Source organism: Viridibacillus arenosi, from assembly GCF_001955655.1.
GTDB lineage: Bacteria > Bacillota > Bacilli > Bacillales_A > Planococcaceae > Viridibacillus > Viridibacillus arenosi.
In genome coordinates this window covers 78,977-104,223 of the sequence record NZ_MSPW01000004.1, presented here as the reverse complement: position 1 = coordinate 104,223, position 25,247 = coordinate 78,977, and the positions used below count along the sequence as shown (strand labels likewise).

Below are 25,247 nucleotides of genomic sequence, written 5' to 3'. Positions count from 1 at the left end.
TTTTACGCTTTTGATTTAACTAATAAATATAGAAAATAAGGTACACCTAAAATTGCTACTATGATGCCTACGGGAATTTCCGCAGGGGCGAATACTGTTTTTGCAACATAATCAGAGAAGATGACTAATAGCATTCCTACTACACCACTCATAGGAATGACATACCGATGTTGTATACCTACAAGTTGTCTTGCGATATGAGGAGCCATTAATCCAATGAAGGATATACTACCTGATACTGCTACACATGCACTTATCACACCGATGCTACATAAAAGCAGTATCGATTTCTCTTTTTCAATTTCAATTCCAAGACTTTTAACGCTTGCCTCTTCAAGTTGTAAATAATCTAATAAATATGCTTTTCTGTAGATTATAGGTATCAAAATCAAAAGCCAAGGTAACATGGCAACGATGAAAATCCAGTTTGCATTATAGATACTTCCAGTCATCCAAACAGTCGCCATCTCAAAGTCACTTTCACGCATTTTAAGAGAAATAAACATTGAAAGCGCACCAAATCCTGAACTAATGGCAATACCTGTTAAAATCAGACGCTGCGTATCTAGTTTGCCATTACGCCAGGAAAAGCTATATATAATAATTGCAGCAGCTAATCCACCTATAAATCCAAATAAAGGCATTATTAATATCGAAATCCAGTTAGAGCTACCAGATGCAACTAACTGCATCTGAAAAAGAAACATGAATACTACAATAGAAGTACCTGCACCAGCGTTGATACCTAATATTCCTGGATCAGCTAAGCCATTTCTTGTGATTCCTTGAATAACCGTACCCGCTATACCTAGCCCTAGACCTACAAGAGCCGCAATAACAATTCGCGGAAGCCGGAATTGAAAGATAACTAGATCAAAATCTTCATTTGGATTAATTCGTAACAGCGTTGTGACGACATCTTTAATCGACATATCGAAAGTGCCATTGGTGATATGAATGTACATAGCTATAAAAATAAGCAAAAAAGCGGCTGTAATTTTCATCATAAAATGTTGTTTATGCACGTCGTTCTCCCCCTCTCGTACGAATTAAATAGAGGAAGAAAGGTACACCAATTAACGATGTAACTACACCTACTGGCGTTTCAAACGGAAAGTTAATAAATCGACTACCAACGTCACATAATGCTAAAAAGACCCCACCAATAATCGCTGAACATGGGATGACAAATCGGTAATCGACTCCTACAAGAAATCTCGTAATGTGAGGAATAATTAATCCTACGAAACCGATTTTCCCAACAAGAGCCACAGCAGTACCGGTTAAACAAACGACTATTAATATACTAATAGCCTTAACCCATTTTGTACGTTGACCAAGACTTATCGAAATATCCTCGCCAATTGATAAAATAGTAATTGATTTAGCAATGTATAAAGCAAGTAAAAGACCAACTAAACCAAATGGTAAAGCAAGTAAAAGAACTTCAGGATCAACCTTATGAATTTTAGCGTTATACCAAAAACTCATATCTTGTGAAATTTGAAAGTATGTAGAAAGTGCTGCTGATATACTGCTTAAAAAAGTTCCAATAACTGTGCCAATAATGGCTAATCTTACAGGAGATAGGCCATTTCTCATTAATGAACCAAAACCAAATACAATCCCCGCTCCAAAAGCAGAGCCAATCATAGAGAAAATGATTAGATTAAAGTTAGACATTCCAGGGTAAAAAATCATACAAATCGTGATCACAAATGCTGAACCATCGGTTACTCCCATAATAGAAGGGGAAGCAAGATAGTTTCTTGTCATCCCCTGCATAATAGCTCCTGATATTGCTAGAAATGCTCCTACTAGCAGAGCAGCCAAAACACGTGGCAAACGAGATTGCATGATAATATTATGATCAACATTTCCCGAATCAAATTGTGTAATCGCCAACCAAATTGTAGTAACATCAATATCCTTTGTACCGTATAAGATCGATAACGCAATTGTAAATATGATGAAGAGAGGTGCGGCACCAATAATTAGGATTGGCACAAATTTAGGTTTCATCATTTTATTTATCATAGGTTCACACATTATTTCGAAAGGTTTTCAACAGCTGCATTTAAGAATTTTTCTTTACTCCAAGCTGTACCACCTTGAGCCATAGGTTCTACTACGTTCACAAATACTTTGTCGTTTTTAGCAGCGTTAATGCTCTTGAAGATAGGATTTTTTAATACATCATCTAGTGCAGCAGTTTTCTTATCATTCTCGCTTTCCTCGAATTGCAAGAAAATAATATCTGGATTTACATCTGCCAAAGTTTCAATTGAGATTTCTTCTTGAGCAGCAGTTTTAGTAATTAATTCAGGAACTTTTATTCCCAAATCTTCATATATAACGGGATTTAAATACACACTAGCTGGATAAACGAACATGCTATTAGCACGGATACGTATTACAAAAACACTTTTGTCTTTCACTTTTTCAGCTACCTTAGTTTTTGCAGCTTCTGCTTCTGTTTTGTAATCACTAATAATTTTTTCCGCTTCAGATTCTTTACCTGTCAACTTACCCATTAAAAGTAGATTATCTTCCCAATCCGTAGAAATATGTGATACCGGGATCATCGTTCCAATTTTATTTAATTGCTCAACCACTTCATCCGGATATTTTGATGAACCTAAAATAACATCTGGCTTTAATTTTAAAATAGTTTCATAGTTCGGTTGCATTTTTTCTCCTATAGAAGTTGCACCTTCCAAATCACTAGCAAGGTATTCTGGGAGTTTACCAGCAGTTGTTACAGCTCCTAGTGGTTTCACATTAAGCATTGCTGCGTCTTCCATAGATTCTAAACTTGCAGCGATAATATTATTTACTTTAGATGGTAAAGTATATGATTTATCTAGATATGTGATTGTTTGTTCTTTTGAAGCTGTTTCTTCGGTTTCTACAGCTTTATTGTCCTCTTTTTTTGGAGTTGTTTCATTCCCTCCACAAGCTACTAAAAATACCGCTAATCCAAATATCCAAAATCTATTCATTTTCATCTGTTAAATCTCCTTTATGTATTAGTTAATATAAGCAGGCCTACTTATTTACCGTTAAACAACTGATAATGATTATCAATATCAATAACTTTTACCAATATAACCCTTAATATACAAAGTGTCAACACCCATTATAAGTTCTATTAAATTTCGTTTAACACGCTCAAATTATTGAACATTGTTATGTTAAATGCCCTATATCATAGAATCCCTCACTAACAGATTCTAAAGGCCGAATCTACATTTCTGCATTATTTTGTATAGTAATGGAAAAATTTGTTTCTATTAAAGCAGGATTTTCATCTTATGTTATTGAATTATTAGGAATTGTTATTACTTTTACATAAAAGAGGGATCAACAAATATGAGAGTAGAGAAGGTTCATGTAGAAAAAGAAAAGCGAGTCATTATTGTTTCAGATATTCATGCAAGCTTGGATTTATTTAAAAAATTGCTTCATAAAGTTACTTACACAACAAATGATTATTTAATTATTAATGGTGATATGTGTGAGAAAGGTGAGAATAGTTTAGAAGTCGTAGAATACATTAGAACACTATGTAATCACTCTAGTAATGTGTATGTCACTAAAGGCAATTGTGATGTATTGTTTCGCTATGTAGAAAATGGTGACCAGGGTATTCTCTCTTATATTGAAAAAAGAAAGAATTCCATTTTAAACGACATGCTAGCTGTCTATCATAAATCCTTGAATGATTTTGGAAATTTAGAGCAACTAACGCAATATTATCGTCAACATTTTGAAGATATATTAACTTGGCTTGAACAATTACCTCATGCAATCGAAACAGAGGAATTCATAGTTATTCATGCAGGAATTGAAAATAAAGAGGATTGGCAACAAACACAGGAGACATTTGCTTTGCAAGCAGATGCATTTTATGAAAAAAATCATCAAGCCGACAAGATGGTGATTGTTGGACATTGGCCAGTGGTAAATTATAGATTTAATCATACAACTTCACATCTCCCATTAATCGATTGGGATAAGAAAATAACGGCGATAGATGGAGGAAATCGAATCAAAGAAGACGGTCAATTAAATGCTTTAATCATTCAAGATAATCAATATACATCATGTTATGTTGACGATTTAACAAATGAAGTCATTATCAAAAAAGACCATTTCGACACAACAAGCCGAGTAGGGACCGTTACTTATCCATATTATGAAATGCAAATCATTCAACAAGAACAATATTTCACGCTTTGTGAAAATATCAATCTCCAGCAACAACAATGGATCAAAAACGAATATTTACAAATTGTTGATGGAAAAGCAACATGTACCCGAGGGATTAGTACAACATTTCTTTCAGTACAAGAATCAGAAAAAGTATGGCTGATAAATGATTCTACAGATGGGTATATCCTGATTAAAAATTCAATTGGTGAGATTGGTTGGATCCCTAAAGCATGTGTATTTTAAGATAAATTCATGTTATAGAAAAACATTAAACACAAATACCCTGTCGTAATAATCTACGACAGGGTATTTTTTAATTAACTTTTAATTCACGTTGTAAAGGCTCCAAATCCACTTCAAACCCTAAATCTTCAAGCATTTGGCGATCTTTTTCTCCTGCTTGTCCTTCCGTTGTTAAGTAATCACCTAGGAAAATAGAGTTTGCCGGGTATAAGCTGAGTGGTTGAAGTGTACCCAGATTCACTTCACGGCCCCCAGATACTCGAATTTCTTTAGTTGGATTGATGAAACGGAATAGGCATAATACCTTTAGACAATAACGAGGGTTGAGATCATGTGTACCCTCTAGCGGTGTACCATCTACTGCATTTAAAAAGTTTACTGGAATAGAATCTGCATCCAAGGCATGTAGGCTACGTGCCATTGCAATCACATCTTGTTGTGTCTCTCTCATACCGACGATAACACCTGAGCAAGGTGAAATACCCGCTTCTTTAGCTAGTTCAACAGTTCTTACACGATCATCATATGTATGTGATGTCGTAATGTTCTCGTGATGGTTAGCAGACGTATTTATATTGTGATTATAACGATCAACGCCCGCTTCCTTTAACTTCTGGGCTTGTTCCGGTTTTAGAATACCTAAGCACGCACAGATGGTCATATCATTATGTTTTTCTTTTATAGCCTTTACAGAATCTACTACAATATCAATTTCTCTATTAACAGGACCACGCCCGCTCGCAACGATACAATATGTCCCTACATTTAGTGATGCTGCTCGTTCTGCTCCTGCAACGATTTCATCTTGTTTCATCATCGCATATTTTTCAATCGGTGCTTTTGAAATAATGGACTGTGAGCAGTATCCGCAATTTTCTGGGCATAAACCTGATTTCGTATTAATAATCATATTTAATTTCACTTTATTACCATAATAATGATTGCGAATTTTATAAGCTGAGTGTAATAAAGGTAATAAATCTTCATCTGGACTTTTCAATATTGCGAATGCTTCGGTATCTGTCAGTTGATATCCATCTAGGACCTTCTGTGCTAACACTTCATAATTCATCGTGATTGCCTCACCTTCAACACTTTTTGTAATCGATGACCAAATATGCCTGCAAATACGGCTAATATTAAATCTTTCGGTAATGGTGGCATCATCCAAAGCCATGCCATTTTATAGGTGAAACCTTCAGGTGCGCTAAACCATAACATATATGCAGCATACATCCAGTTAGTACCGATCAAATAGCTCACGATTGCCCCTACTACCGCTGCTGTGATGTACATTCTTTTCGAACTATGATTTTCTACAATTTTACCGACAATAAATGCAACTAGTATAAATGCAACTATAAAACCAAATGTTGGACTCAATATTTGGGCAAAGCCTCCACCGAAACGTGCGAAAACAGGTGCACCCGCTAAACCGATTAACATATAAACCGTAATTGAGAGGGCACCTAGTCGACTTCCCAATACAAGACCAGCCAATACAGCAAAGAATAGCTGCAATGTAATCGGTACGCCACCTACTACCATAAACGGCGCGAAAGAAGTAATATTCGCTCCAATCATCATAAGTGTTGCGAATAATGCACAATAGACTAAATCGACTGTTCTCCATTTACTTTTAGAATTCACTGTACTTGTTGTCATTTTACACCCCTGTATGTTTATGTATTTATAAATATAGTAAAAAAAAAAACAATTTGTGTCAACCTATAAATTCACAATGGTTAACACAAGTCACTAGAACATATTACAATGCATTGCATTGTCGACTAATGTACTTCATTGTGTTACAATAGGTACATTAGCAGCTACTTAAAATTGCTTCTACTAACTAAGGGGGCTTTACATTATGTCAAATGTCAACGTTGTAACTCCAGAGGTCAGCTTACCGGAGCGTAAAATTATTACAAATCGTCTTTTCGAATTTCTTTATTTAAAAGAAAGACAGGTACCTATTCAAGATGTTTATAAAGCCATGGCCAATGTTTTTCAACTGACTATTGCACAACAAAAACTAACCCTAAAAAGCGGGGCAAGCCTTTTCGAAAATGAAGTAAGAAATGCTCATACTGAATTAAAGAAAAAGGAATATACTACGAGTACTGCAAAACGAGGATTTTGGAGCATTAGCGAAAAAGGCAAAAAAGTTTATCTCCATTCTCGTCTAAAAAAATTCAATTAATAAATCGATATAATCGGCTTCCAGGGGGATAACATATGTCAAAGGAGCAATATCATGCCGGAAACTCATTAACTTTGCGATTACGAAAAAGTGATGAGGGCATTATGAAATGGGCCGGTGCTCAATCTGAAATCGGAGATTCTATACGGTTCCTAATCGAGCAAGAGATACAGAGAAACGGGTTTAAGGATTTGTCTTTGGAGATTAAAAACAAACGTCCTATCCTTCCTACCTCTACAGACATAGAGCCAAATTTACTAGCTTATTTATACAATCGCAATGAACCCGTAGCAATTAATGATGCATATGAGGAAATGCGCGAGATGTTCGAAATCACTGAGGATGAAGCACGTATTACAGTACGTGATGGTCAAGAGCCTCAATGGAAAAACAATGTTCGTTGGGCTAGTCAACAGCTGAATATTAAAAACTTTATCCGCAAAGATTCTCAGTATGGTTATTGGGAGATTTCAGAAGATGGCAAAGTTTATTACGAAAAAACTCAAAATAATATTACTATGCAAAAAGAGGTTGCTCATAAGCCAATTTAATTGACTATGAGCAACCTCTTTTTTATAAAAATGTTATTAGTTTTTAGCAGATTCAAATGCTTGAACATATTCACGAGCTGCTGCTGTAATTTCAGCTGCTGTGTTGAATTTATAAATTGCACTGCCTACACCTACGCAAATTGCGCCATTTTTGAAATACGATTGAATATTACTTAAATCGATACCACCAGTTGGCATTAACGGAATTTGTGGAAGTGGACCTTTAACATTTTTTAAATAATCAGCCCCAAGTGTGTTTGCCGGGAATACTTTTACGATATCTGCGCCTAATGAATACGCTGTGGCAATTTCAGTTGGTGAGAATGCTCCAATTGCGACAAAGCAGTCATTTTCCTTTGCTACTGTAATAGCATCTGCCACAACGATTGGTGTAACGATAAAATCTGCTCCTGCATCGATTGAAGCTTGTGCATCTGCTCCACTTAAAATTGTGCCTGCACCGACAAATAGTTTGTCCTGGAAATGCTCCTTTGCAACTTTAATAGAATCTAAACCTTCGTCGCCCTCGATTGTAATTTCAACTGCCTTTAAACCACCCTCATATAATGCTTGCAGTAAATCAATAACTGTAGCTGTTTCCATACCGCGCATAACAGGGATGACACCTGCTTCTTTCATACGTAAAAGTGCTTGTTCTTTATTCATTTGAATTCCCCTTACCTCTCTAAAGTGATTTGTGCTTTATTTGTTCGGAAATCACCTTGTTGGAAGTATTCAGGTGTTTGCTCGAATGTAATTTTCTTTGTAACATAGCCCCCTTTAACCGATCCGTTTTGCATAGAATCAATGACATATTGGAAATCTTCTAAAGTAGCATTTCTACTTCCTAGTAATGTCATTTCTTTTGCATGAAAATCTGGATCGAAGAAGCTTATTGTACCTTTCACTAAACCAACATAGACTACTTTTCTTCCATGCTCTGCATATTCAAACGCTTTCATCATCGAATGCTTATTGCCAGTAGCATCAAAAACAATAGTTGGCAATTGGCCATTATTTTTTTCTCTTAATTCATCTAATACTTGCTCACTTGGCTGAAATACTGCATCTGCATCTGTCCAGTCTTTACTATAGTTAAGGCGTTCTTCGCTTAAATCCATTAGGAAAGTTGTAGCACCTTGTAACTTGGCAAATCAGTGATTTTTCTATCTTGTAATTTAATCACATAGCCCTTTTCTAAATCTTCCAATGCAATGGCTACATTATCAGCTATATTGATTTGAATAGTTTTTTGAGACACCAATTAGTAACAACCCCTTCTTGAAAGATTAAATAGTCCACTAAAATAAAAGATGCATGTATTATTTCAATATACAATTAAGTTAATGAAAAATATTACATGCATTTTTTTGTCCTATTCGATTTGCGTCTATACTATCTTTGTATATCTTTCTTTAAACCTAGGAATTTTTCTAGATCCTCTATATAAGGTAAACCTTCATTATCTCCTGGTACTGTTAATACGAATGCTGCTACAGAGTTTGCAAAGCTTAATCGTTTTTCCATTGTCCAGCCGTTAATAATTCCGTAAATGTAACCAGATGCAAAGGCATCTCCTGCACCAATTTCGTCGACAATTTCTAAATTTTCTAAGGCTGATGATGAAGTGATTTGGTCGTCTTCGTAACCAACTGCACCTTTCGATCCGCGCTTTAAGACAAAATTCTTGATGCTATAGGTTTCTTGCAAAAGTTGAGTAAGTTCATCCATTTTACTTGTCGAAAATAATATTTCTGCTTCTTCTTCACCCATCATAATCATGTCTACATATGGTAAATAAGAACATAATGTATTACGAGCTTCTTCAGCACTCCATAACTTCAGGCGAATATTAGGATCAAGAGTAACATAAACATTATTTTTTTTAGCTATTTTTAATAATGCTAAAATAATTTCTCGGTTGTTTTTATGAATGGCTGAAAATACGCCACTAATGTGAAGAATTTTGAATTGCCTTACGTATTCTTCATCTATATCCGTAGTTTCAAATGTTTCTGTAGGAGAATTCCCTCTATAGTAATATGAGTTGATACGATTGGCGTTTAAAATTTCTTTAAAATATACTGACGTTGGATAACCTTCCACTAGCTTCACATGCTCAACATCAATACCTTCTCCTCGAGCAAATGAATAAATATGCCTGCCGAATTCATCCTGTCCTAAACGACTAATCCAACCTGATTTCAATCCTAATCTTGAACAGCCAATAGCTACATTAAGCTCTGCGCCTCCTACTTTTCTTTCAAAGGAATTTACAAATCTTAATGGCCCATTAGACATAGGATTCATTGTGATGAGTGCGTCACCTATTGTTAGTACATCCAATATATTCGCTCCCATTCTTTTTGTTTTTAAGTTGAAGAACGTTCTACTAATTGTGGTTCAAAACGGATAATAGTTTCTTCCGTTTTTTCATGATCATCTGCTTTTTTTAATAACTGCTTTGCTGCATAAGTACCAATCTCATAAGATGGCTGTGTTACAACTGTGATTGGAGGATTGTATATCTCTGAAAAGCTAACTTCATCTATACTTACCAAAGCGATATCTGTTGGAATTATTAACGATTTTTTTCGGCAAAACTTCAAAACTTCAAGTAATGTCAGGTCATTCCCACAAATAATTGCATCTGGCACTTCATCTTGTGAAAACATAAAATGTATTTTCTCCTGCATTTTATGAATTTGCTCACCTGCACAAAACTGTTCTAAAAGTGGCAAATTGTGCTTTTGCAACGCTTTTTTAAATCCGTTCATCCGCTCTATACGAGGGGTAATATTCATTTCAATAGAAGTTGTTAAAAATGCTATATTTCGATATCCTTTTTTCACTAAATGATCAACAGCAAGAAAAGAGGCTTTCTCGTTATCTAATAACACCGAAGTTATGTCCGTATTTTCTACAGATCTATCTACAAAAACGAGGGGATAACCACTTTTCTCTAACTTCTTATATAAGTCTAAGTTGCCGCCTGTCGGGAAAATTATTAATCCATCCACTTGTTTCGCTCTTAGTGTTTCAATATACTTTCTTTCTTTTGAAGGTTGATCATCTGCATTACAAACTATGACATTTACATTTTTGAGCTGGCATTCATCTTCAATTGCACGAATAACTTGTGTTGAAAATGTGTGCAAGATGTTCGCAACAATGACACCGATTGTATATGTCTTTTTCTGTTTTAAACTCCGTGCGATTATGTTTGGTTGATAATTCAACTCATCAATGGCACATTCAATTCTTTTCTTTGTTTCCAAACTCATATATTCAAAACGGTTGTTAATATACTGTGATACCGTACTTTTCGAGACATTCGCTTTGTTGGCGACATCCGCCATTGTTACTCGTTCCATTTGTCATCTCTCCATTTTTAATAAATCGGTTTAGTTATTTATTAAAATTATAGGGCATTTTCACTTCTAGCACAATTTTTACAATTTATTGAAGACAAGAAGTGAAAAATAATTCCCTATGTATGAAGATATCTTATTTAACTTAAGCTACTGTCTCTTCATTTGGCTTAATAATAGGTTTGACGAAACGAATAACTGCTAGTGAAGCAACTATTGCTAAGCCCCCTGCTAATAGGAATGCTGCTGTATATGTTCCTGTAGTATCTACAAGATAACCTGTTAAAGTTGGTCCAATAATCCCTGCAGTATTTGCTAAGAAGTGCATGAAACCTCCTACTGAACCTACATTACTTTGATCTACTACATCATTGATAATTGCCCAATAAATTGCACCAGTTAAGTATAAGAAGAATACAGATGCTGCTACTAAAGCAACTGCACTTACAGTCGTTGTTACTAATCCAGCAAATCCAATACATAATGCCGAAAGGAATAAACATGACACAAGTATTAATTTACGAGAGAACAAAACACCTTTTTGTAAAAACTTTTTATAAATAAAGTCTGAAACAAAACCACCCATTGCAAGACCAATAAAACCTAAAACCCAAGGAATAACTGTAATAATACTCATATCCTTAACACTCAATCCACGTGCACTTACTAAATAGCTCGGGAACCATGTTAAGAAGAAAAATAAAATATAGTTATAAGCGAAAAATGCAAAGGCAGTAAATAAGACTGTTTTTTGTTTAATATAGAAGGTGAATTTTAATTTGCTTTCTTTTATTAAATTCATATCTTCTTTTTGATCTTTGTCACCAGCTTTTTCTGGTTTTTCCTTCACAAATTTCCACCAGAAAGCCGCCCAGATTAAACCAATGATCATAATTGCGATAAATGAAATTCTCCAACCATATGCTATTGCAATATAACCAACAATTGGTCCTGAAATTGCTCCGCCAAGTGGGGTACCACTATTTGTTAATCCGACAACGGAAGCACGTTGGTTCGGCGGAAACCAGTTATTGACCATCTTATTAATGGTGGCTGATAACGGACCTTCTCCCATACCAAACAACACGCGAATAACGATCATACTAACAAATCCAACTGCTAAAACTAACGCACCACTAAATAATGACCAAACAATCATTGCTACAAAAAGCGTCATTTTTGCCCCAAATTTATCTGAAGCCATACCCCCGAAAAAGTTGAATAACGCATATCCAACAGAGAAACTACTGAAAATAATCCCCATTTGCGTTGCAGTTAACGATAAATCATCTTTAATGAACGGTGCTGCAATTGATAGTGCAGAACGATCAAGATAGTTAATCACACCAGCTAAAAATAAAAATGCTATTACAACGCCTCTGCCTTGTGAAAACATAAAATCACCCCAATTGTCATTTTATTAAACGTAATAAACCGATTTAGTAATATCGCACAAAATTCACGTTTCCCTTAAACTCCTGAGTAAGCAATAAAACCACCATCTACCGGTACTGTTATTCCTGTTACAAAACCTGAATAAGCTTCATCAGAGAGCCATAATAATGTTCCAAGCAAATCTTCTGGCTGACCGAAACGTTTCATCGGAGTCGCCGTTAATATTTTTTTAGAGCGTGGTGTATAGCCGCCCTCTTCGTTGACCAATAAATTATGATTTTGTTTTGTTAGGAAAAAACCTGGGGCAATTGCATTTACACGTAATCCTGCTTCAGCGAAATGAACGGCCATCCATTGAGTAAAATTATTAATAGACGCTTTTGCAGCACTATAAGCTGGCACTTTAGTCATTGGAGAGTAAGCGCTCATAGACGAAATATTAATAATCGAAGGTGATTCACTTTTTAAAAGTACTTCCCCGAATACTTGACTAGCCAAAAAGCTTCCTGTGAAATTGCTAGAAAAGACTTTATAAAATCCTTCTTCTTTTAAATCAAAGAAACTTTTCCCCTCTGTTTCTTCTTCATAAATTTCAGTTGATGTTATAGCATCGGCATCATTTCCGCCTGCACCGTTAATCAACAAATCGATACGACCAAATTGCTTCAAAACTTGTTCTTTTGCTAGCACTAACTCATCGCGACTTAGGACATCTGTTACAACTGAAATAGCCGTTCCACCTGCTGATACAATTTCATCTACAATGACTTGTCCCTTTGCAGCTGTTCTATTCAAAATGGCTATTTTCATCCCATGACGAGCTAACTCTATTGCCATGCGGGAGCATAAAACACCGCTCCCACCCGTAATTACAGCAACTCTACCAGTTAGATTTTCATGAATTGGTATCATCTCGTATTACCTTCTTCAATTGTTTTGTACGCATCCCAAAGGCCAAGTAAATACATAATTCCTAATGCACGGTCATATAAACCGTAACCAGGTCTACATTTTTCTCCCCAAATATGACGGCCGTGGTCTGGTCTTACATAACCTGTATAATCTTGTTTATGTAATACATTTACAATACCTTTGACATCTATTGAACCATCTTGTGTATAGTGCGATGTTTCAACAAAGTCACCATTGTCATAGATTTTCACGTTACGAATATGAGCAAATGGGGAACGATATGCATATTTTTCTGCAATTTCCACCATATCATTTTCAGGACTAGCTCCCATTGAACCAGAGCAGAATGTAAAGGCATTTGAAGGTGAGTCTGAAATTTCGATTAATTTTTCATAGCTTTGGGCACCTGTGATAATACGAGGTAATCCAAAGATTGAATATGGTGGATCATCCGGATGAATTGCCATTTTAACATTGCACTCTTCGGCCACTGGTAAAATTGCTTCCAAGAAATATCCCAGATTTTCCCACAATCGTTGTTCGTCGATTTCTTTATACGCTTCGAATAGTTCAGAAATCTTCGCCATTTTTTCTGGCTCCCAACCTGGAAGTGTTAAATCTGACGCTGAAGCTACTGTATTAATAAGTTCTTTTGGATCTAAATTTTCCACTTTTGCTTTTTCAAAAAATAATGCTGTTGAGCCATCTTCTAAAGGATGGAACATTTCTGTACGTGTCCAGTCGAAAATCGGCATGAAGTTATAACAAATTGTATTAACTCCAACTGCTGCAAGATTACGTATTGTTTGTTTATAATTTTCGATATACTGATCGCGTTCAGCATTACCTAATTTAATTGATTCATGGACATTCACACTTTCCACTACAGCTGTGTGGAATCCAAAGCTTTGAATATAATCTACTTCACTCTGAATCTCTTCTTTTCCCCAAACTTCACCAACCGGTTTTTGATGTAATGCCCAAACAATTCCCTGTACACCTGGGATTTGCTTCACTTGCTCTAAAGTAACTGTGTCATTACCTCGTCCATACCATCTAAATGTAATATTCATATAGCACCTCCGACATTTTTTCTTTTTACTCAAATGTGATAATAGCTTTTCTAACTTGATCTGGATGTTTTTCGATAAAGTCAAAAGCCTCTTGAACTTGATCAACTGTAAATGTATGTGTAATTAACCCATCATGACGTAACTTTCCTTCATTCAATAATTGAACAATTTTAGGGAATTGGTAGGTTTGTAAACGTGATCCAGTTACTGTAATTTGCTTTTTCGTAATTGGTAATTGCGAAATAGCCGCTGGACGCTCATCAAATCCTAACACGACTATGTTACCTGCAGCAGACACTACTTCAAATGATAACTCGAAAGTTGAAGGTAAACATACTGCATCAATCACAATATTTGCTCCTTCACCGTCTGTTATTGCCATTACACGTTCCTTCACATCTTCTGAGCCTACTTGTATGACTTCATCTGCCCCTAATTGTTTTGCATAAGCAAGTCGTTCTTCACTTAAATCTGTAATGAAAACTTTAGCACCTTGAATTTTTGCTAGTTTCAAAATACAAATTCCAATTGGACCGGCTCCTTGGATTAAAACGGTATCTCCCTTTTCTACTCCGCCTCTCCAAACAGCTTGTGCACCAATTGTATATGGTTCCGCCAACACGACTTCTTCCCATGGTAATGCAGAATCTACTACATGAAGTTGCTTCTCCGGAAGTACGATCCACTCACGCATACCTCCGTCTTCATGAACACCGAAAACAGACAATTGCTCACATACATTAGGTTGACCTTTACGACACGCATAACATTTCCCACAGTAACTAATTGGTTCTACAACGACATGGTCTCCTACTTTTAAATTTGTTACTTCAGAAGCGATTTCTACTACTTCTCCTGTTACCTCATGACCAACAACTCTTGGTAAAGTAGCAAGTGGATTTGTCCCATGATAAATATGCATATCTGACCCGCATATCCCAACACGTTTAACTTTCACAAGTACATCTGTACCTTCGCTTACTTGTGGTTTTTCCATATCTTTCATAACCAGCTCATATGGCCCTAATACTTGAAGCGCTTTCATTTTTAACATCCTTTCTTTTAGAAACTTATAGTTTATAAGCAGTCTTTCTAATTTAGATGCAAATTCATAGATTACACATTACCTATTTAGATCAAAAATTTTTTCATTTGTAGAATTTTGTTGTCCTATGTAGCTAATTTAGGTATTTATAAACAATAAATCGGTTTAGTATTTATAAAATATAATTACTAAATCGGTTTAGTGAAATTATAAAGGATATATTTTTCAAAATCAATTATTAATTGAGACAATTTTGTTTATATTTTCACTATTTTAAATAGGGTAAATTTAACAATTTGATAAATAAATAGAGAGAATACTAATGTAGTATGTCAATGATCAACCCATCTTTTATGTAACAAAAATACTATTATTAACAATAAATGACACATAACAACTTCGAGTTTATAATTAAAATTAGTATATTTTTTATCCTTTATCTAAATAATATAAACAGTTCGTTTTTAGGAGGAAGTACATGAAACCGATTATTAAAGTTCTAGATGTTACATTAAACAACCTAAAAAACGTAAAATATGGAACATTCCACATCGATACAAATTTTGACAAATTAGAAGAGGCTAATGTTATTGGATTCTATGGTCAAAATGGTTCAGGTAAGACTGCAGTTGTACAGGCATTTCAAATTTTATCGGCACTCTTAGATGGTGGAATCTATAAAAAACTTCCTCATGTTCATCATCTACATATATACTACGGTGAATCATCTTTACAACTAAATTTCCAATTCATCATCAAAAATAAATTTGGCGAGTATTTCTTAAAATACGCTGTTTCTCTTGTGGTTGGTGAACAAAGGTTAAATGTGATGGCAGAAAGCTTAAGTTATCGAGAAAATAAACGAGGTAAACGCTTTAAAAATATACTCTCAAAAAACGGAGAAGAAGTTACTATCCGCACTACCAATCTCACCTCTTTAAACCAAAATGATCGAGTTAAAGTATTAGTAGCAAACCATCTTTCTAAAGAAAATCATTCTTCTTTCATTTTCAGAAAAGAAGTTAGAAATATTCTTCCCAATTATTTAGATGAAGTGGAAATGGCACTCATTCAAAATATTATTTTTGACTTCAAAAGAGATTTGCATATCATTGATAATACGCAGTTTGGCAATTTAATCTCTAATATTACGATGCCTTTTAATATACATCTCGAAAATAAACGTGGCGTGATTCCCTCCAAATTAGAAGATACTACTTTACTGCCAAAAGACATGTTCAATGCAATGAAAGAATTAATAGAACAAACGAACATTGTCCTTAAAATGCTTATTCCTGGTTTACAGATTAAAATTCATGTTCTTCATACACAAAAATTGAATGACGGATCTGATGGTGTGCTCGTTGAATTTCTTTCTCGAAAAGGCGACATCGAGCTACCTTTGAAATGTGAATCCGAGGGTACATTGAAAATAATTTCTATCTTAAGTACACTCATTGCTGTTTATAACAATCCTAATGCATGCGTTATTATTGATGAATTAGATGCTGGTGTATTTGAATACTTATTAGGTGAATTACTTGAAATTATCCATGAGAATGGAGCAGGCCAATTGATATTCACTTCTCATAACTTACGTATCCTTGAAGTACTACCAATTCATAATTTATGGTTCACTACTACCAATGAAGAGAATCGTTATATGCAATTAAAAGGTGTTAAAAAGCTTAATAATCCTAGGGATGTTTATTTACGTGCAATACAGTTAGGTGGTCAAGACGAAGCAATTTATAAAGAAACGAATGCCTATGATATGAAGAGAGCATTTAGAAAAGCGGCTATTATTAATGAGTAAAAAAGCGAAAAAAGTTGTCTTGTTACTAGTAGAAGGTGCCTGTGAAGAAGCTTTATTATACGATCGAATACGTACATTATTTAATAATAATGAAATTAGATTCGACATTATTAAAGGGGATATTTTGGGGGATTTAAATCAAAAGAACTCCAATATAAAAAACTTAATTGGAGATCGTGTTAAAAGCTATATTAATAAAATGAAATTAGGCCCTACAGATTTATTGGCAATTATCCAAATAGCCGATACAGACGGCTGCTTCATCGGCGAATCGGCCGTAATTATTGATGAAAACCAAGATAGATTAACACTTTATAACGCTACAACAATCAGCGTGCCAAATAGTAATCAACAAAGTAAAATTATTGAAAGAAACAAATTAAAAAGCAAAAACATTCATACCATGCGGACACTCAATACCATTTTATCTGGCAAGGTAAATTATCAAATTTATTATTTTTCAAGAGCACTTGAACATATTTTGTTTAACGAAGCCAATCCAGAAACACGTTATAAAGTACGTGAGGTTGAGGAGTTTTTAGAAAATGAACAAAAGCCAATAGAAGAGTTTCTTTCTAATTTTTTACCCATTTCAACTAGTATGACATTAGAAGAAAAGTATTTGGAAAGTTGGCAAAGCATATCTGCTGACCTTGCCTCTTTGGAAAGATTTACTAATGTATCTCTAATGTTCGATTATATGAAAATGATTAACGAGTAACAATAAAAGCCTTGAAACCGATTAATTTTGGTTTCAAGGCTTTTACTTTACTCATTCAAACTTTGTACTGTTGGTGTCGTCAAATTTTTATGACGCTTTACTGGATCCAATTTACGCTCTATGAAACCAAGTATCAAATCTGTAATGATAGCCATCAGTGCTGTTGGAATGGCACCTGCTAGAATAATCGCTGTACCATCCGTAGCATTTGTACCACGGATGATAATATCCCCAAGTCCACCTGCTCCAATGAAAGCACCAATTGCTGTAATACCGATAGCAACAACAAGGGCTATACGAATTCCTGCAATAATTACAGAGAGTGAGAGTGGTAACTCAATCATATACAGCACTTGAATGCGTGTCATTCCCATCCCTCTACCGGAATCGGTAAGATCCTTATTAATATTATTAATACCTGTATATGTGTTTTTAATAATCGGCAGTAATGAATATAGGAATACCGTGATAATTACTGTCGTTTTTCCAAGCCCCATACCTAGCATAAGAATCGCTAGTAATGCAAGCGCTGGTATAGTCTGTATAATATTCGCTATCGTAATGATAAACCCTGATAATTTAGCGTATTTCGAAATTAGTACGCCTAGTGGAATACCGACGATGGCTGCTAAGATTACACCGTAAATTGAGATAAGAAAATGTGTTATAAATTGCTCGAATACATAAGAACCATTTTCAGAGAAGTAGTAAAAGAATTGTTGGAATGTATTTAAATCAGTCATCCTTTTTCCCTCCTTCTGCATCTTCAAAATAATTATGTTCTTCTAAAAATTTTTCGGCCACAATAGCTGGTTCAACTAGATTGTTATCAGCTTCATAGTTAAGCTTTTGCATTTGCTCTGTTGAAATTTTACCTATTAATTTTTCAATCGCTTCTTTTACTTTTGGTTTTGCTTCTAATAATTCATTTACTGCAAGAGTACTCGCATCATACGGTGGGAAGAATTGTCGGTCATCCTCTAATACAACAAGATCATAACTTGCAATACGACCATCTGTTGTATAGCCAAGAATAACATCCATTTTGCCTGCTTCTACAGCATCGTAGACAAGCCCAATCTGCATAGGATAAACGTCTTTAAAATCAAAACCATACGTTTTCACAAAGTCTTTATAGCCATCCCCTACACGATTGACCCATGAGTTGTCGACGCCTGCCTGTAAATCTTTTGCGATGCCTTTTAAGTCACTCACTTTTTTCAAATGATGCTTTTCAGCCATTTCACGTGTGACCATAAATGCATACGTATTTGCAAAACCATATGTGTCGAAAAATGTTTGATCATAGCGCTCTTGGAATATTTTTTGTACAGTATCCATCGCTTTTTTAGGATCTTTAACAGGATCTTCTTTTAAAGCCCCAGTAAGGTCTGTTCCTGTATAACGTGTTGAAGAAATATTTGCATCGCCGTTAATCATTGCTTGATGCAGCACGACACTTGATCCTAAATTATTAATCAGTTCTACCTTTTCATCTGTTTCATGTTCAATCATTAATTTCAGCATATTAGCCATAATCTTACTTTCTGTCGTTGTCATTGAAGCAATTTTCACGTCATTATCATCACTTGAACCGGTTAGTGAACAAGCAGATAAAATTAACACCGTCATAATCAAGCCAATGGTAATTATTTTTTTATATTTCATAAGCATGTTCCCCTCCTAACGTTCAATTTTTAAACCTCTTGGTGTAGCCCACTTTTCTACTTTAGATAATATAAAGTCAGTAATTAAGGCCAAAATAGTTACTAATACAGCGCCGCCAATAATAAATTCAGGTTGATAAAGGTTCAGTCCATTAAAAATAAAATCACCTAAGCCACCTGCTCCTATGTAAGATGCTAACGTTGCCCATGAGATTGCGTACACTGCAGATAAGCGAATCCCAGACATAATGACAGGGATAGCTAATGGCAGTTCCACCATCCCGATGGATTGTATTTTTGTCATTCCCATACTAATTCCTGCTGATTTCAGACCTGAATTCACAGAATTCATACCAATATAAGTATTATTTAAAATAGGTAATAGTGTGTAGATAAATAGAGCAATAATTGCAGGGATTTTCCCGACTCCTAAGAATGGAATCATAATTGCTAAAATAGCTAATGACGGCAGTGTTTGTAAAACACTTGTAATACCTAAAACGATTTTAGCGGTTCTCTGTAGTTTTGATAATAAAATACCTAAAGGAACTGCAACGACTATACCTAAAATTAAAGCTATAGCAGATATATAAAAATGTTCCCATGTTTTTTGCACAATATCTCCGCCGTTTTGTGTTATAAAATCAATCATCTACTCACGTCCTTTCTATTTAGTTAATATTCAGTTAAGTTGTTTATTAGATTCACTTTGTTGCTCTGGATTAATACCATTTGCATCCTCATTTATTTCCTCATCACCCCAAATAGTGTCGTATACCATATCCACAATATTTGCACGAGTAACAAGTCCAATTAAACGATGCTCTTCATCTACAACAGGAATGTGTTTTAAATTCCGCTTTAAAATACGACGCACTGAATCTTGTAATTTTGTACCATTTCGTACATAAAAGACGTCTTTTTCTACTGCTTCAGAAATGCTAGAAGTGGTATGTCGTGCCGTAGTTAATCCCTCAACATCGATATAACCTTTCAAATGATTTTGTCCATCAACAACAAATAATGTGTCGACACGCTTTGTCACCATCAAACGAAAAGCATCATTAATACTTTTTTCTAACGTTATAGAGATTGGTTTAATCATTACATCATCAACAATTTTTGCACTTGGTTTTTCTTGCATTAAACGGTGAGAGCCAATAAATTCACGAACAAATTCGTTAGCAGGGTTAGATAGGATATTGTCAGGAGTATCAAATTGGATAACTTGGCCACTATGCATTATGCAAATACGATCTGCCAATTTAATCGCTTCGTCCATATCGTGCGTGACGAAAATTACTGTTTTACCAAGACGTTGCTGTAAATCTTTCATCAAGTCTTGTAGCGTGTCACGAGTAATAGGGTCTAATGCGCCGAATGGTTCGTCCATTAAGATAATGTCTTGGTCTGCGGCTAATGCCCGGAGCACGCCGATACGCTGTTGTTGACCACCAGATAATTGCGCGGGATATAGATCGAGATAGCTTTGAGGTAAATTAACAAGTTCAATGAGGCGTTCTGCTGTTTGATCTTTCTTTTCTTTTGTCCATTTTAACAATTTAGGTACAAGCGTAATATTTTCACGAATGGTCATATGTGGCATAAGACCGATTTGTTGAATAACATATCCAATACTCCTACGAAGTGCTACGGGGTTCTTTTTCGCTAAATCTTCCCCTTCTAAGTATATGGTGCCTTTGGTTGGTTCTATCATTCTATTAATCATACGCATGGCAGTCGTTTTCCCACTTCCACTTGTACCGATAAAGGCGACAAATTCACCGCGTTCTATTTCAATATTCATATCATCAACGGCTTTCTTTCCACCCCTATATACTTTCGATAAATTCTCTATCTTTAGCATAAGTATTCCCCCTCAAATTTTATAACCTAAGTTCTTTTACCCACTATCGATAGACATTAAACCTCAAAAAATAAAAATATTGAAAATATTTACTTGATTGTATAATTCATCACAATTTCCAACTGTATGAATGTGCTTGTTTCAATACGTCAAATGCTTTGATTCCTTGCAATCTACTGATCATTGATAATTAAAATCCTTCATTTATATCCAATAGAATTTATCTCATTTTAAATTGTAATCTTAGGTTCTTTTCTATAACTTTTAATCCCTACAAAAATACTTTGTTTTTCATATTGACTTTCATCTTTAGAAAAAGTAAGATAATTGAAACAATAGAATATTACTTATCATGAGAAGCTAAGGGACTGGTCCGATGAAGCTTCAGCAACCACTGTATAACAGAATGGTGCTACTTCCAGCAAGAGAAATCTTGACAGATAAGGGTGCATACACAACATTTAAGCTCCCTCTATTATAAATGGGGGATTTTTTATACCTTCAATACATAGTAATTCTATAAGAATTATAAACTTAGAAAAGACGAGGGGATTTATTATGAAAGAGATATTTATAAGAACAGAGCTACAACGACAATGGTTAGATAAGCTAGCGTTGCTTCAAGACCAAATTACAGGTAGCGCCGCAACTGTAGATGAATTATCTATCTTTCCTAAAGAGAGCTTTAGCCTGCTACGCGAAATTGGCTATCCTGCAATCACTTTGCCGAAAGAATTTGGTGGCGAAGGATTTTCAGTTTACGATATGGTCCTTCTACAAGAAACACTTGCAAGCTACGATGAGAATACTTCACTTTCAATGGGCTGGACTTTAGGAGTTGTGGGTGAATTGTATCAGGAGAAATTGTGGTCAGATGACAAGCTTAATTTTTTTGCAAACGAAGTACAAAATGGCGCCATTGTGAATCGTTCTGTAAGTGAGGCACGCACTGGCAGCCCCACTCGAGGCGGGCGTCCTGGAACAACTGCAGTTCGTTCTGAAATAGGGTGGCTTATAAATGGACGCAAAATTTTCACAACGGCTTCCCCTGTTTTAGATTATTTTTTAACTTCTGCTTGGATTGAAGAAAAACAACAAGTCGGGTTCTTTTTAATTCATAAAGATACAGCAGGGGTATCTATTGAAGAAACGTGGGATGTTATGTCGATGCGCGGCACATCAAGTCACGACTTAATATTACAAAATGTTAAAGTAAGTGACTCGGATTTAGTCGAATTACCAAATCATCCAAGCGGAGGTAAAATCAACGGCTGGTTGTTGCATATTCCTGCAACATATTTAGGCATAGCACAAGCAGCTCGTGATTATGCGGTTCACTTCGCAAATCATCATCAACCAAATAGCTTAAATTCACCGATCAGCTCATTACCAAATGTGCAGCATCAATTAGGTGAAATTGAGTTAAAACTTCAGCAATCTAGATTTGTCTTATATGGTACAGCAGAAGCTTATGACGACCCAAAACGAAGAGACTCATTGAGCAATGAAATTGCCGTTGCCAAACATACAGTGACTAATGCAGCCATTGATATCGTTGATAAAGCTATGAGAGTAGTAGGTGCAAAAAGTTTACAAAACGCTAATCCATTACAACGATATTACCGGAATGTCCGTGCGGGTCTACACAATCCTCCAATGGATGATATGACTATAACAAAATTAGCATTAACAGCTATTGAAGAAGAAAAGAAAAAGAATTCGATTGTGAATTAATAATAAAAAAATTAACTTAAAAGGGGTTTTAAGATATGTTCAGTAAAAAACTATTAAAATTTGCAGCAGTCGGTATTACTTCAATAGCAATTTTAGCTGGTTGCTCTACAAGTGAAGCATCTGATTCTAAAGATAAAGGAAATTCCTCTAAAGTACGTACCGTGAAAGTTGCCTTTGACCAAGCGAGTAAGCCAATTTCATATATTGACGACCAAGGTAATCCAACTGGATACGATGTAGAAGTGATGAAGCTAGTAGATGAATTATTACCAGACTATAAATTTGAATATGTAGGCACAACTAGTGACGACCTATTGATTGGTGTCGAACAAGGTAAATACCAAGTCGGTGTCAAAAATGCCTTCTTCACAGAAGAGCGTACAGAAAAATTCATCTACCCTAAAGAGTTCCTTGGCTTAAGTAGTGCAGGTTTAGTATTACGTAAAGAGGATGAAAATATTAAATCATTAAAAGACTTTGCATCAGCAGGTTACTCTCTAGCACCAATCGCTGCTAATAATGCTCAATATACAGTCATCGATGAATACAACAAAAAAAATCCAGATAACAAAGTAAAACTAAAAGCTGGAGATGCTTTCACTATCGATATTGTTCAATGGGTCAATGAAGGTCGAGTAGATGGTGGTGTAATGATTGAAGGTCCTTTTAACCAACAAGTTACAGCCAAAGACGGTGCTTATCATAAATTAGAAAATGACATTGTGTACAACGAATTTGCAGTAATTAAAACATGGCCACTATACAACAAAAAAGAACAGAAATTTGCAGATGCATACGACAAAGCTATAAAACAAATTAAAGAAGAACAAAAAACAAATGAACTAAGCAAAAAATTCTACGACCGTGATTTATTTGAAGTACTTGAGCAAGTGGAGCGTTAATTGCTTATGCATACGTAACGTCCTTAGGCTGTTGAGTCATTACACTCAACAGCCTTTCCAATACAAAACGAAAATGGTGAGCATATGGAAAAATATTTTGATGCATCTTACATCTGGGAGTCACTCCCTATTTTACTCCCCTTTCTAAAGGTGACATTTATGATAGCAGGTCTGTCCATTTTACTAGGTTCTTTTTTCGGTTTATTACTTGCGATAGCCAAACTGAGCAGCAGTAGAATTGCTCAAAAACTTGCAAACGGCTATACAACTATCATGCGTTGTACACCTTCAATCGTCTTACTATTTCTCGTTTATTATGGTGTACCTGCATTAGCTGAAAATTTCGGCCTCAATTTCCATGATATTGATACAGCCATATTTGTTATCGTAACTTTCACACTACAATTTGCAGCCATTATGTCAGAAGTAATTCGTTCTTCTTACGGTTCAATTGACAAGGGCCAATACGAAGCAGCTGTTAGTGTAGGCCTAACACCTTTTCAGGCCTATCGTCGTATTATTTTTCCACAAGCTTTAGTTGTAGCACTCCCCAATCTTGGTAACGGTATGATTGCCTTATTACAAGAAGGTGCACTTGCTTATACTATCGGGCTTATTGATGTCGTTGGAAAAGCTAATCTCATTATCGCCAGCAATATAAATGCACATGCTCTCGAAATTTTTATCGCTTTAGCAATCATCTACTGGGTATTGTCATTGATCATCGAAAAATTCTTCTCAATTCTAGAGAAATTCTTTAGTAAAGGTAAAAAAACTTTGGAGACAACATAAGGAGGTACGCCCATGTCTGAAGGATTAAATTATAAATTTTTGATTGATACATTTTTCGTCGCATTGTCTGGCGTACCAGTGGCCCTACTCGTGACTATTGTTTCTTTACTGATTGCTATACCTCTTGCGTTTTCACTCGCTTTAACACGTATTTATCGAATACCTTTTATACAACGTTTAACTCAAGTGTACGTATCTTTTGTACGAGGTACTCCTATTATTATTCAAATCTTCATCGTCTATAGTAGCGTTCCATTAATTTTAACCGCACTATTTAAAAAATATGATATTGCTATTGATGTCTATAAAATCCACCCAATTTGGTACGCCTTTATCGTCTTTTCATTTAGCACTACTGCCATTTTAATCGAGATTTTCCGTTCTGCACTGAGCACAGTCAACAAAGGACAGTTAGAAGCTGCATATTCGGTAGGCTTAACGACTTATCAAGCATACCGACGTATCATCATTCCACAAGCACTTGTGGTAGCACTACCGAATATTTGTACAGCAACCGTCAACCTTATCAAAGCTACTTCCCTTGGTTACGCAATGTCTTTACAGGAAATCACATTGAAAGCTAAGGTTGCTGCAAACGTAGGTTACAACTATGTTGAAGCATATATAGATATATTCATCGTGTACTTAATCTTATGTAGTGTTGTCGAATATGGATTTAAATTGTATGAAAAACACTTACGAAAATATAAATTAGCAAATGCTTAAAACTGGGGTGTGAT

27 protein-coding genes and 1 riboswitch are annotated in these 25,247 nt (G+C 35.3%); of the genes, 9 read left to right on the top strand and 18 right to left on the bottom strand.

Annotated features, from left to right (window positions below; translation table 11 throughout):
• Positions 1 to 2: 2 nt before the first annotated feature.
• The 3 genes from BK137_RS09345 to BK137_RS09335 are packed head-to-tail and all read right to left on the bottom strand — an operon-like array spanning position 3 to position 3,008.
• Positions 3 to 1,007, bottom strand: coding sequence for a FecCD family ABC transporter permease (locus tag BK137_RS09345; protein WP_143691043.1), 1,005 nt, complete (start codon positions 1,005 to 1,007; stop codon positions 3 to 5).
• 10 nt (positions 1,008 to 1,017) lie between these two features.
• On the bottom strand, positions 1,018 to 2,025 hold the full coding sequence (locus BK137_RS09340; protein ID WP_038180925.1) for a FecCD family ABC transporter permease: 1,008 nt from the start codon (positions 2,023 to 2,025) through the stop codon (positions 1,018 to 1,020).
• 23 nt (positions 2,026 to 2,048) lie between these two features.
• Positions 2,049 to 3,008: an ABC transporter substrate-binding protein gene (locus BK137_RS09335; protein ID WP_143691036.1), complete on the bottom strand. Its 960-nt coding sequence runs from the start codon at positions 3,006 to 3,008 to the stop codon at positions 2,049 to 2,051.
• A gap of 364 nt (positions 3,009 to 3,372) precedes the next feature.
• Here BK137_RS09335 and BK137_RS09330 point away from each other — a divergent pair, with 364 nt between their 5' ends.
• Positions 3,373 to 4,458 carry a metallophosphoesterase gene (locus BK137_RS09330; RefSeq protein ID WP_038180614.1) on the top strand — a complete coding sequence of 362 codons (1,086 nt, stop codon included), beginning with the start codon at positions 3,373 to 3,375 and terminating at the stop codon, positions 4,456 to 4,458.
• A gap of 70 nt (positions 4,459 to 4,528) precedes the next feature.
• Here the strand turns inward: BK137_RS09330 and bioB are convergent, their stop codons facing one another.
• Together bioB and BK137_RS09320 are read right to left on the bottom strand one after the other, a co-directional pair.
• Positions 4,529 to 5,530 carry a biotin synthase BioB gene (gene bioB, locus BK137_RS09325; protein ID WP_038180616.1) on the bottom strand — a complete coding sequence of 334 codons (1,002 nt, stop codon included), beginning with the start codon at positions 5,528 to 5,530 and terminating at the stop codon, positions 4,529 to 4,531.
• Positions 5,527 to 6,123 carry a biotin transporter BioY gene (locus tag BK137_RS09320; protein ID WP_038180617.1) on the bottom strand — a complete coding sequence of 199 codons (597 nt, stop codon included), beginning with the start codon at positions 6,121 to 6,123 and terminating at the stop codon, positions 5,527 to 5,529. Before BK137_RS09320 ends, bioB begins: the two co-directional genes overlap by 4 nt.
• Positions 6,124 to 6,328: 205 nt before the next feature.
• On the opposite strand from BK137_RS09320, the gene BK137_RS09315 reads away from it, so the two are divergent.
• On the top strand, positions 6,329 to 6,661 hold the full coding sequence (locus tag BK137_RS09315) for a winged helix-turn-helix domain-containing protein (protein WP_038180619.1): 333 nt from the start codon (positions 6,329 to 6,331) through the stop codon (positions 6,659 to 6,661).
• 35 nt (positions 6,662 to 6,696) lie between these two features.
• Positions 6,697 to 7,212, top strand: a complete 516-nt coding sequence (locus BK137_RS09310) for a winged helix-turn-helix domain-containing protein (RefSeq protein WP_038180621.1) — start codon at positions 6,697 to 6,699, stop codon at positions 7,210 to 7,212.
• Between the two features lie 36 nt (positions 7,213 to 7,248).
• Here BK137_RS09310 and BK137_RS09305 read toward each other — a convergent pair whose 3' ends face one another.
• From BK137_RS09305 to BK137_RS09270, 9 genes are all read right to left on the bottom strand, one after another.
• A complete protein-coding gene (locus BK137_RS09305; protein WP_038180624.1) occupies positions 7,249 to 7,878 on the bottom strand; it encodes a bifunctional 4-hydroxy-2-oxoglutarate aldolase/2-dehydro-3-deoxy-phosphogluconate aldolase in 630 nt (209 codons plus the stop codon).
• Positions 7,879 to 7,889: 11 nt separating this feature from the next.
• The gene (locus tag BK137_RS09300) at positions 7,890 to 8,333 is read right to left on the bottom strand and encodes a zinc-binding dehydrogenase (protein WP_051448592.1); all 444 of its coding nucleotides are present in this window, start codon (positions 8,331 to 8,333) and stop codon (positions 7,890 to 7,892) included.
• The gene (locus tag BK137_RS22265) at positions 8,333 to 8,476 is read right to left on the bottom strand and encodes a hypothetical protein (protein WP_155981162.1); all 144 of its coding nucleotides are present in this window, start codon (positions 8,474 to 8,476) and stop codon (positions 8,333 to 8,335) included. Before BK137_RS22265 ends, BK137_RS09300 begins: the two co-directional genes overlap by 1 nt.
• Positions 8,477 to 8,607: 131 nt before the next feature.
• A complete protein-coding gene (locus BK137_RS09295; RefSeq protein WP_038180627.1) occupies positions 8,608 to 9,558 on the bottom strand; it encodes a sugar kinase in 951 nt (316 codons plus the stop codon).
• Positions 9,559 to 9,584: 26 nt separating this feature from the next.
• Entirely contained in the window at positions 9,585 to 10,586 is a 1,002-nt protein-coding gene (locus tag BK137_RS09290; RefSeq protein WP_038180630.1) for a substrate-binding domain-containing protein, read from the bottom strand.
• A 142-nt stretch (positions 10,587 to 10,728) separates the two neighbouring features.
• Positions 10,729 to 11,979 carry an MFS transporter gene (locus BK137_RS09285; RefSeq protein WP_038180633.1) on the bottom strand — a complete coding sequence of 417 codons (1,251 nt, stop codon included), beginning with the start codon at positions 11,977 to 11,979 and terminating at the stop codon, positions 10,729 to 10,731.
• 74 nt (positions 11,980 to 12,053) lie between these two features.
• Positions 12,054 to 12,890, bottom strand: a complete 837-nt coding sequence (locus BK137_RS09280) for an SDR family oxidoreductase (RefSeq protein ID WP_038180636.1) — start codon at positions 12,888 to 12,890, stop codon at positions 12,054 to 12,056.
• Positions 12,887 to 13,963, bottom strand: a complete 1,077-nt coding sequence (gene uxuA / locus BK137_RS09275; RefSeq protein ID WP_038180638.1) for a mannonate dehydratase — start codon at positions 13,961 to 13,963, stop codon at positions 12,887 to 12,889. The genes BK137_RS09280 and uxuA overlap by 4 nt, the downstream gene beginning before the upstream one ends.
• Positions 13,964 to 13,988: 25 nt before the next feature.
• Positions 13,989 to 15,008 carry a zinc-binding alcohol dehydrogenase family protein gene (locus tag BK137_RS09270; protein WP_038180641.1) on the bottom strand — a complete coding sequence of 340 codons (1,020 nt, stop codon included), beginning with the start codon at positions 15,006 to 15,008 and terminating at the stop codon, positions 13,989 to 13,991.
• A gap of 478 nt (positions 15,009 to 15,486) precedes the next feature.
• Here BK137_RS09270 and BK137_RS09265 point away from each other — a divergent pair, with 478 nt between their 5' ends.
• Positions 15,487 to 16,824 carry an AAA family ATPase gene (locus tag BK137_RS09265; protein ID WP_038180643.1) on the top strand — a complete coding sequence of 446 codons (1,338 nt, stop codon included), beginning with the start codon at positions 15,487 to 15,489 and terminating at the stop codon, positions 16,822 to 16,824.
• Positions 16,817 to 17,545: a hypothetical protein gene (locus BK137_RS09260; RefSeq protein ID WP_038180645.1), complete on the top strand. Its 729-nt coding sequence runs from the start codon at positions 16,817 to 16,819 to the stop codon at positions 17,543 to 17,545. Before BK137_RS09265 ends, BK137_RS09260 begins: the two co-directional genes overlap by 8 nt.
• A 47-nt stretch (positions 17,546 to 17,592) precedes the next feature.
• Here the strand turns inward: BK137_RS09260 and BK137_RS09255 are convergent, their stop codons facing one another.
• From BK137_RS09255 to BK137_RS09240, 4 genes are read right to left on the bottom strand one after another with little or no spacing between them, the layout of a single operon-like run.
• Complete coding sequence (locus tag BK137_RS09255; protein WP_038180648.1) at positions 17,593 to 18,288, bottom strand: ABC transporter permease; 696 nt, start codon at positions 18,286 to 18,288, stop codon at positions 17,593 to 17,595.
• A complete protein-coding gene (locus BK137_RS09250) occupies positions 18,281 to 19,213 on the bottom strand; it encodes an osmoprotectant ABC transporter substrate-binding protein (RefSeq protein ID WP_038180933.1) in 933 nt (310 codons plus the stop codon). Before BK137_RS09250 ends, BK137_RS09255 begins: the two co-directional genes overlap by 8 nt.
• Before the next feature lie 15 nt (positions 19,214 to 19,228).
• Complete coding sequence (locus BK137_RS09245) at positions 19,229 to 19,864, bottom strand: ABC transporter permease (RefSeq protein WP_038180651.1); 636 nt, start codon at positions 19,862 to 19,864, stop codon at positions 19,229 to 19,231.
• A gap of 30 nt (positions 19,865 to 19,894) precedes the next feature.
• Complete coding sequence (locus tag BK137_RS09240) at positions 19,895 to 21,079, bottom strand: betaine/proline/choline family ABC transporter ATP-binding protein (RefSeq protein ID WP_038180654.1); 1,185 nt, start codon at positions 21,077 to 21,079, stop codon at positions 19,895 to 19,897.
• Between the two features lie 344 nt (positions 21,080 to 21,423).
• Positions 21,424 to 21,526: riboswitch (SAM riboswitch) on the top strand.
• A 111-nt stretch (positions 21,527 to 21,637) separates the two neighbouring features.
• Between BK137_RS09240 and BK137_RS09235 the strand changes: the two genes are divergently transcribed.
• The 4 genes from BK137_RS09235 (at position 21,638) to BK137_RS09220 (ending at position 25,233) form a co-directional block, all read left to right on the top strand.
• Positions 21,638 to 22,813 carry an acyl-CoA dehydrogenase family protein gene (locus tag BK137_RS09235; RefSeq protein ID WP_038180656.1) on the top strand — a complete coding sequence of 392 codons (1,176 nt, stop codon included), beginning with the start codon at positions 21,638 to 21,640 and terminating at the stop codon, positions 22,811 to 22,813.
• 35 nt (positions 22,814 to 22,848) lie between these two features.
• Complete coding sequence (locus BK137_RS09230; protein ID WP_038180659.1) at positions 22,849 to 23,715, top strand: transporter substrate-binding domain-containing protein; 867 nt, start codon at positions 22,849 to 22,851, stop codon at positions 23,713 to 23,715.
• Between the two features lie 84 nt (positions 23,716 to 23,799).
• Positions 23,800 to 24,507: an amino acid ABC transporter permease gene (locus BK137_RS09225; protein ID WP_038180661.1), complete on the top strand. Its 708-nt coding sequence runs from the start codon at positions 23,800 to 23,802 to the stop codon at positions 24,505 to 24,507.
• A gap of 12 nt (positions 24,508 to 24,519) precedes the next feature.
• The gene (locus tag BK137_RS09220; protein WP_038180664.1) at positions 24,520 to 25,233 is read left to right on the top strand and encodes an amino acid ABC transporter permease; all 714 of its coding nucleotides are present in this window, start codon (positions 24,520 to 24,522) and stop codon (positions 25,231 to 25,233) included.
• Positions 25,234 to 25,247: the final 14 nt, after the last annotated feature.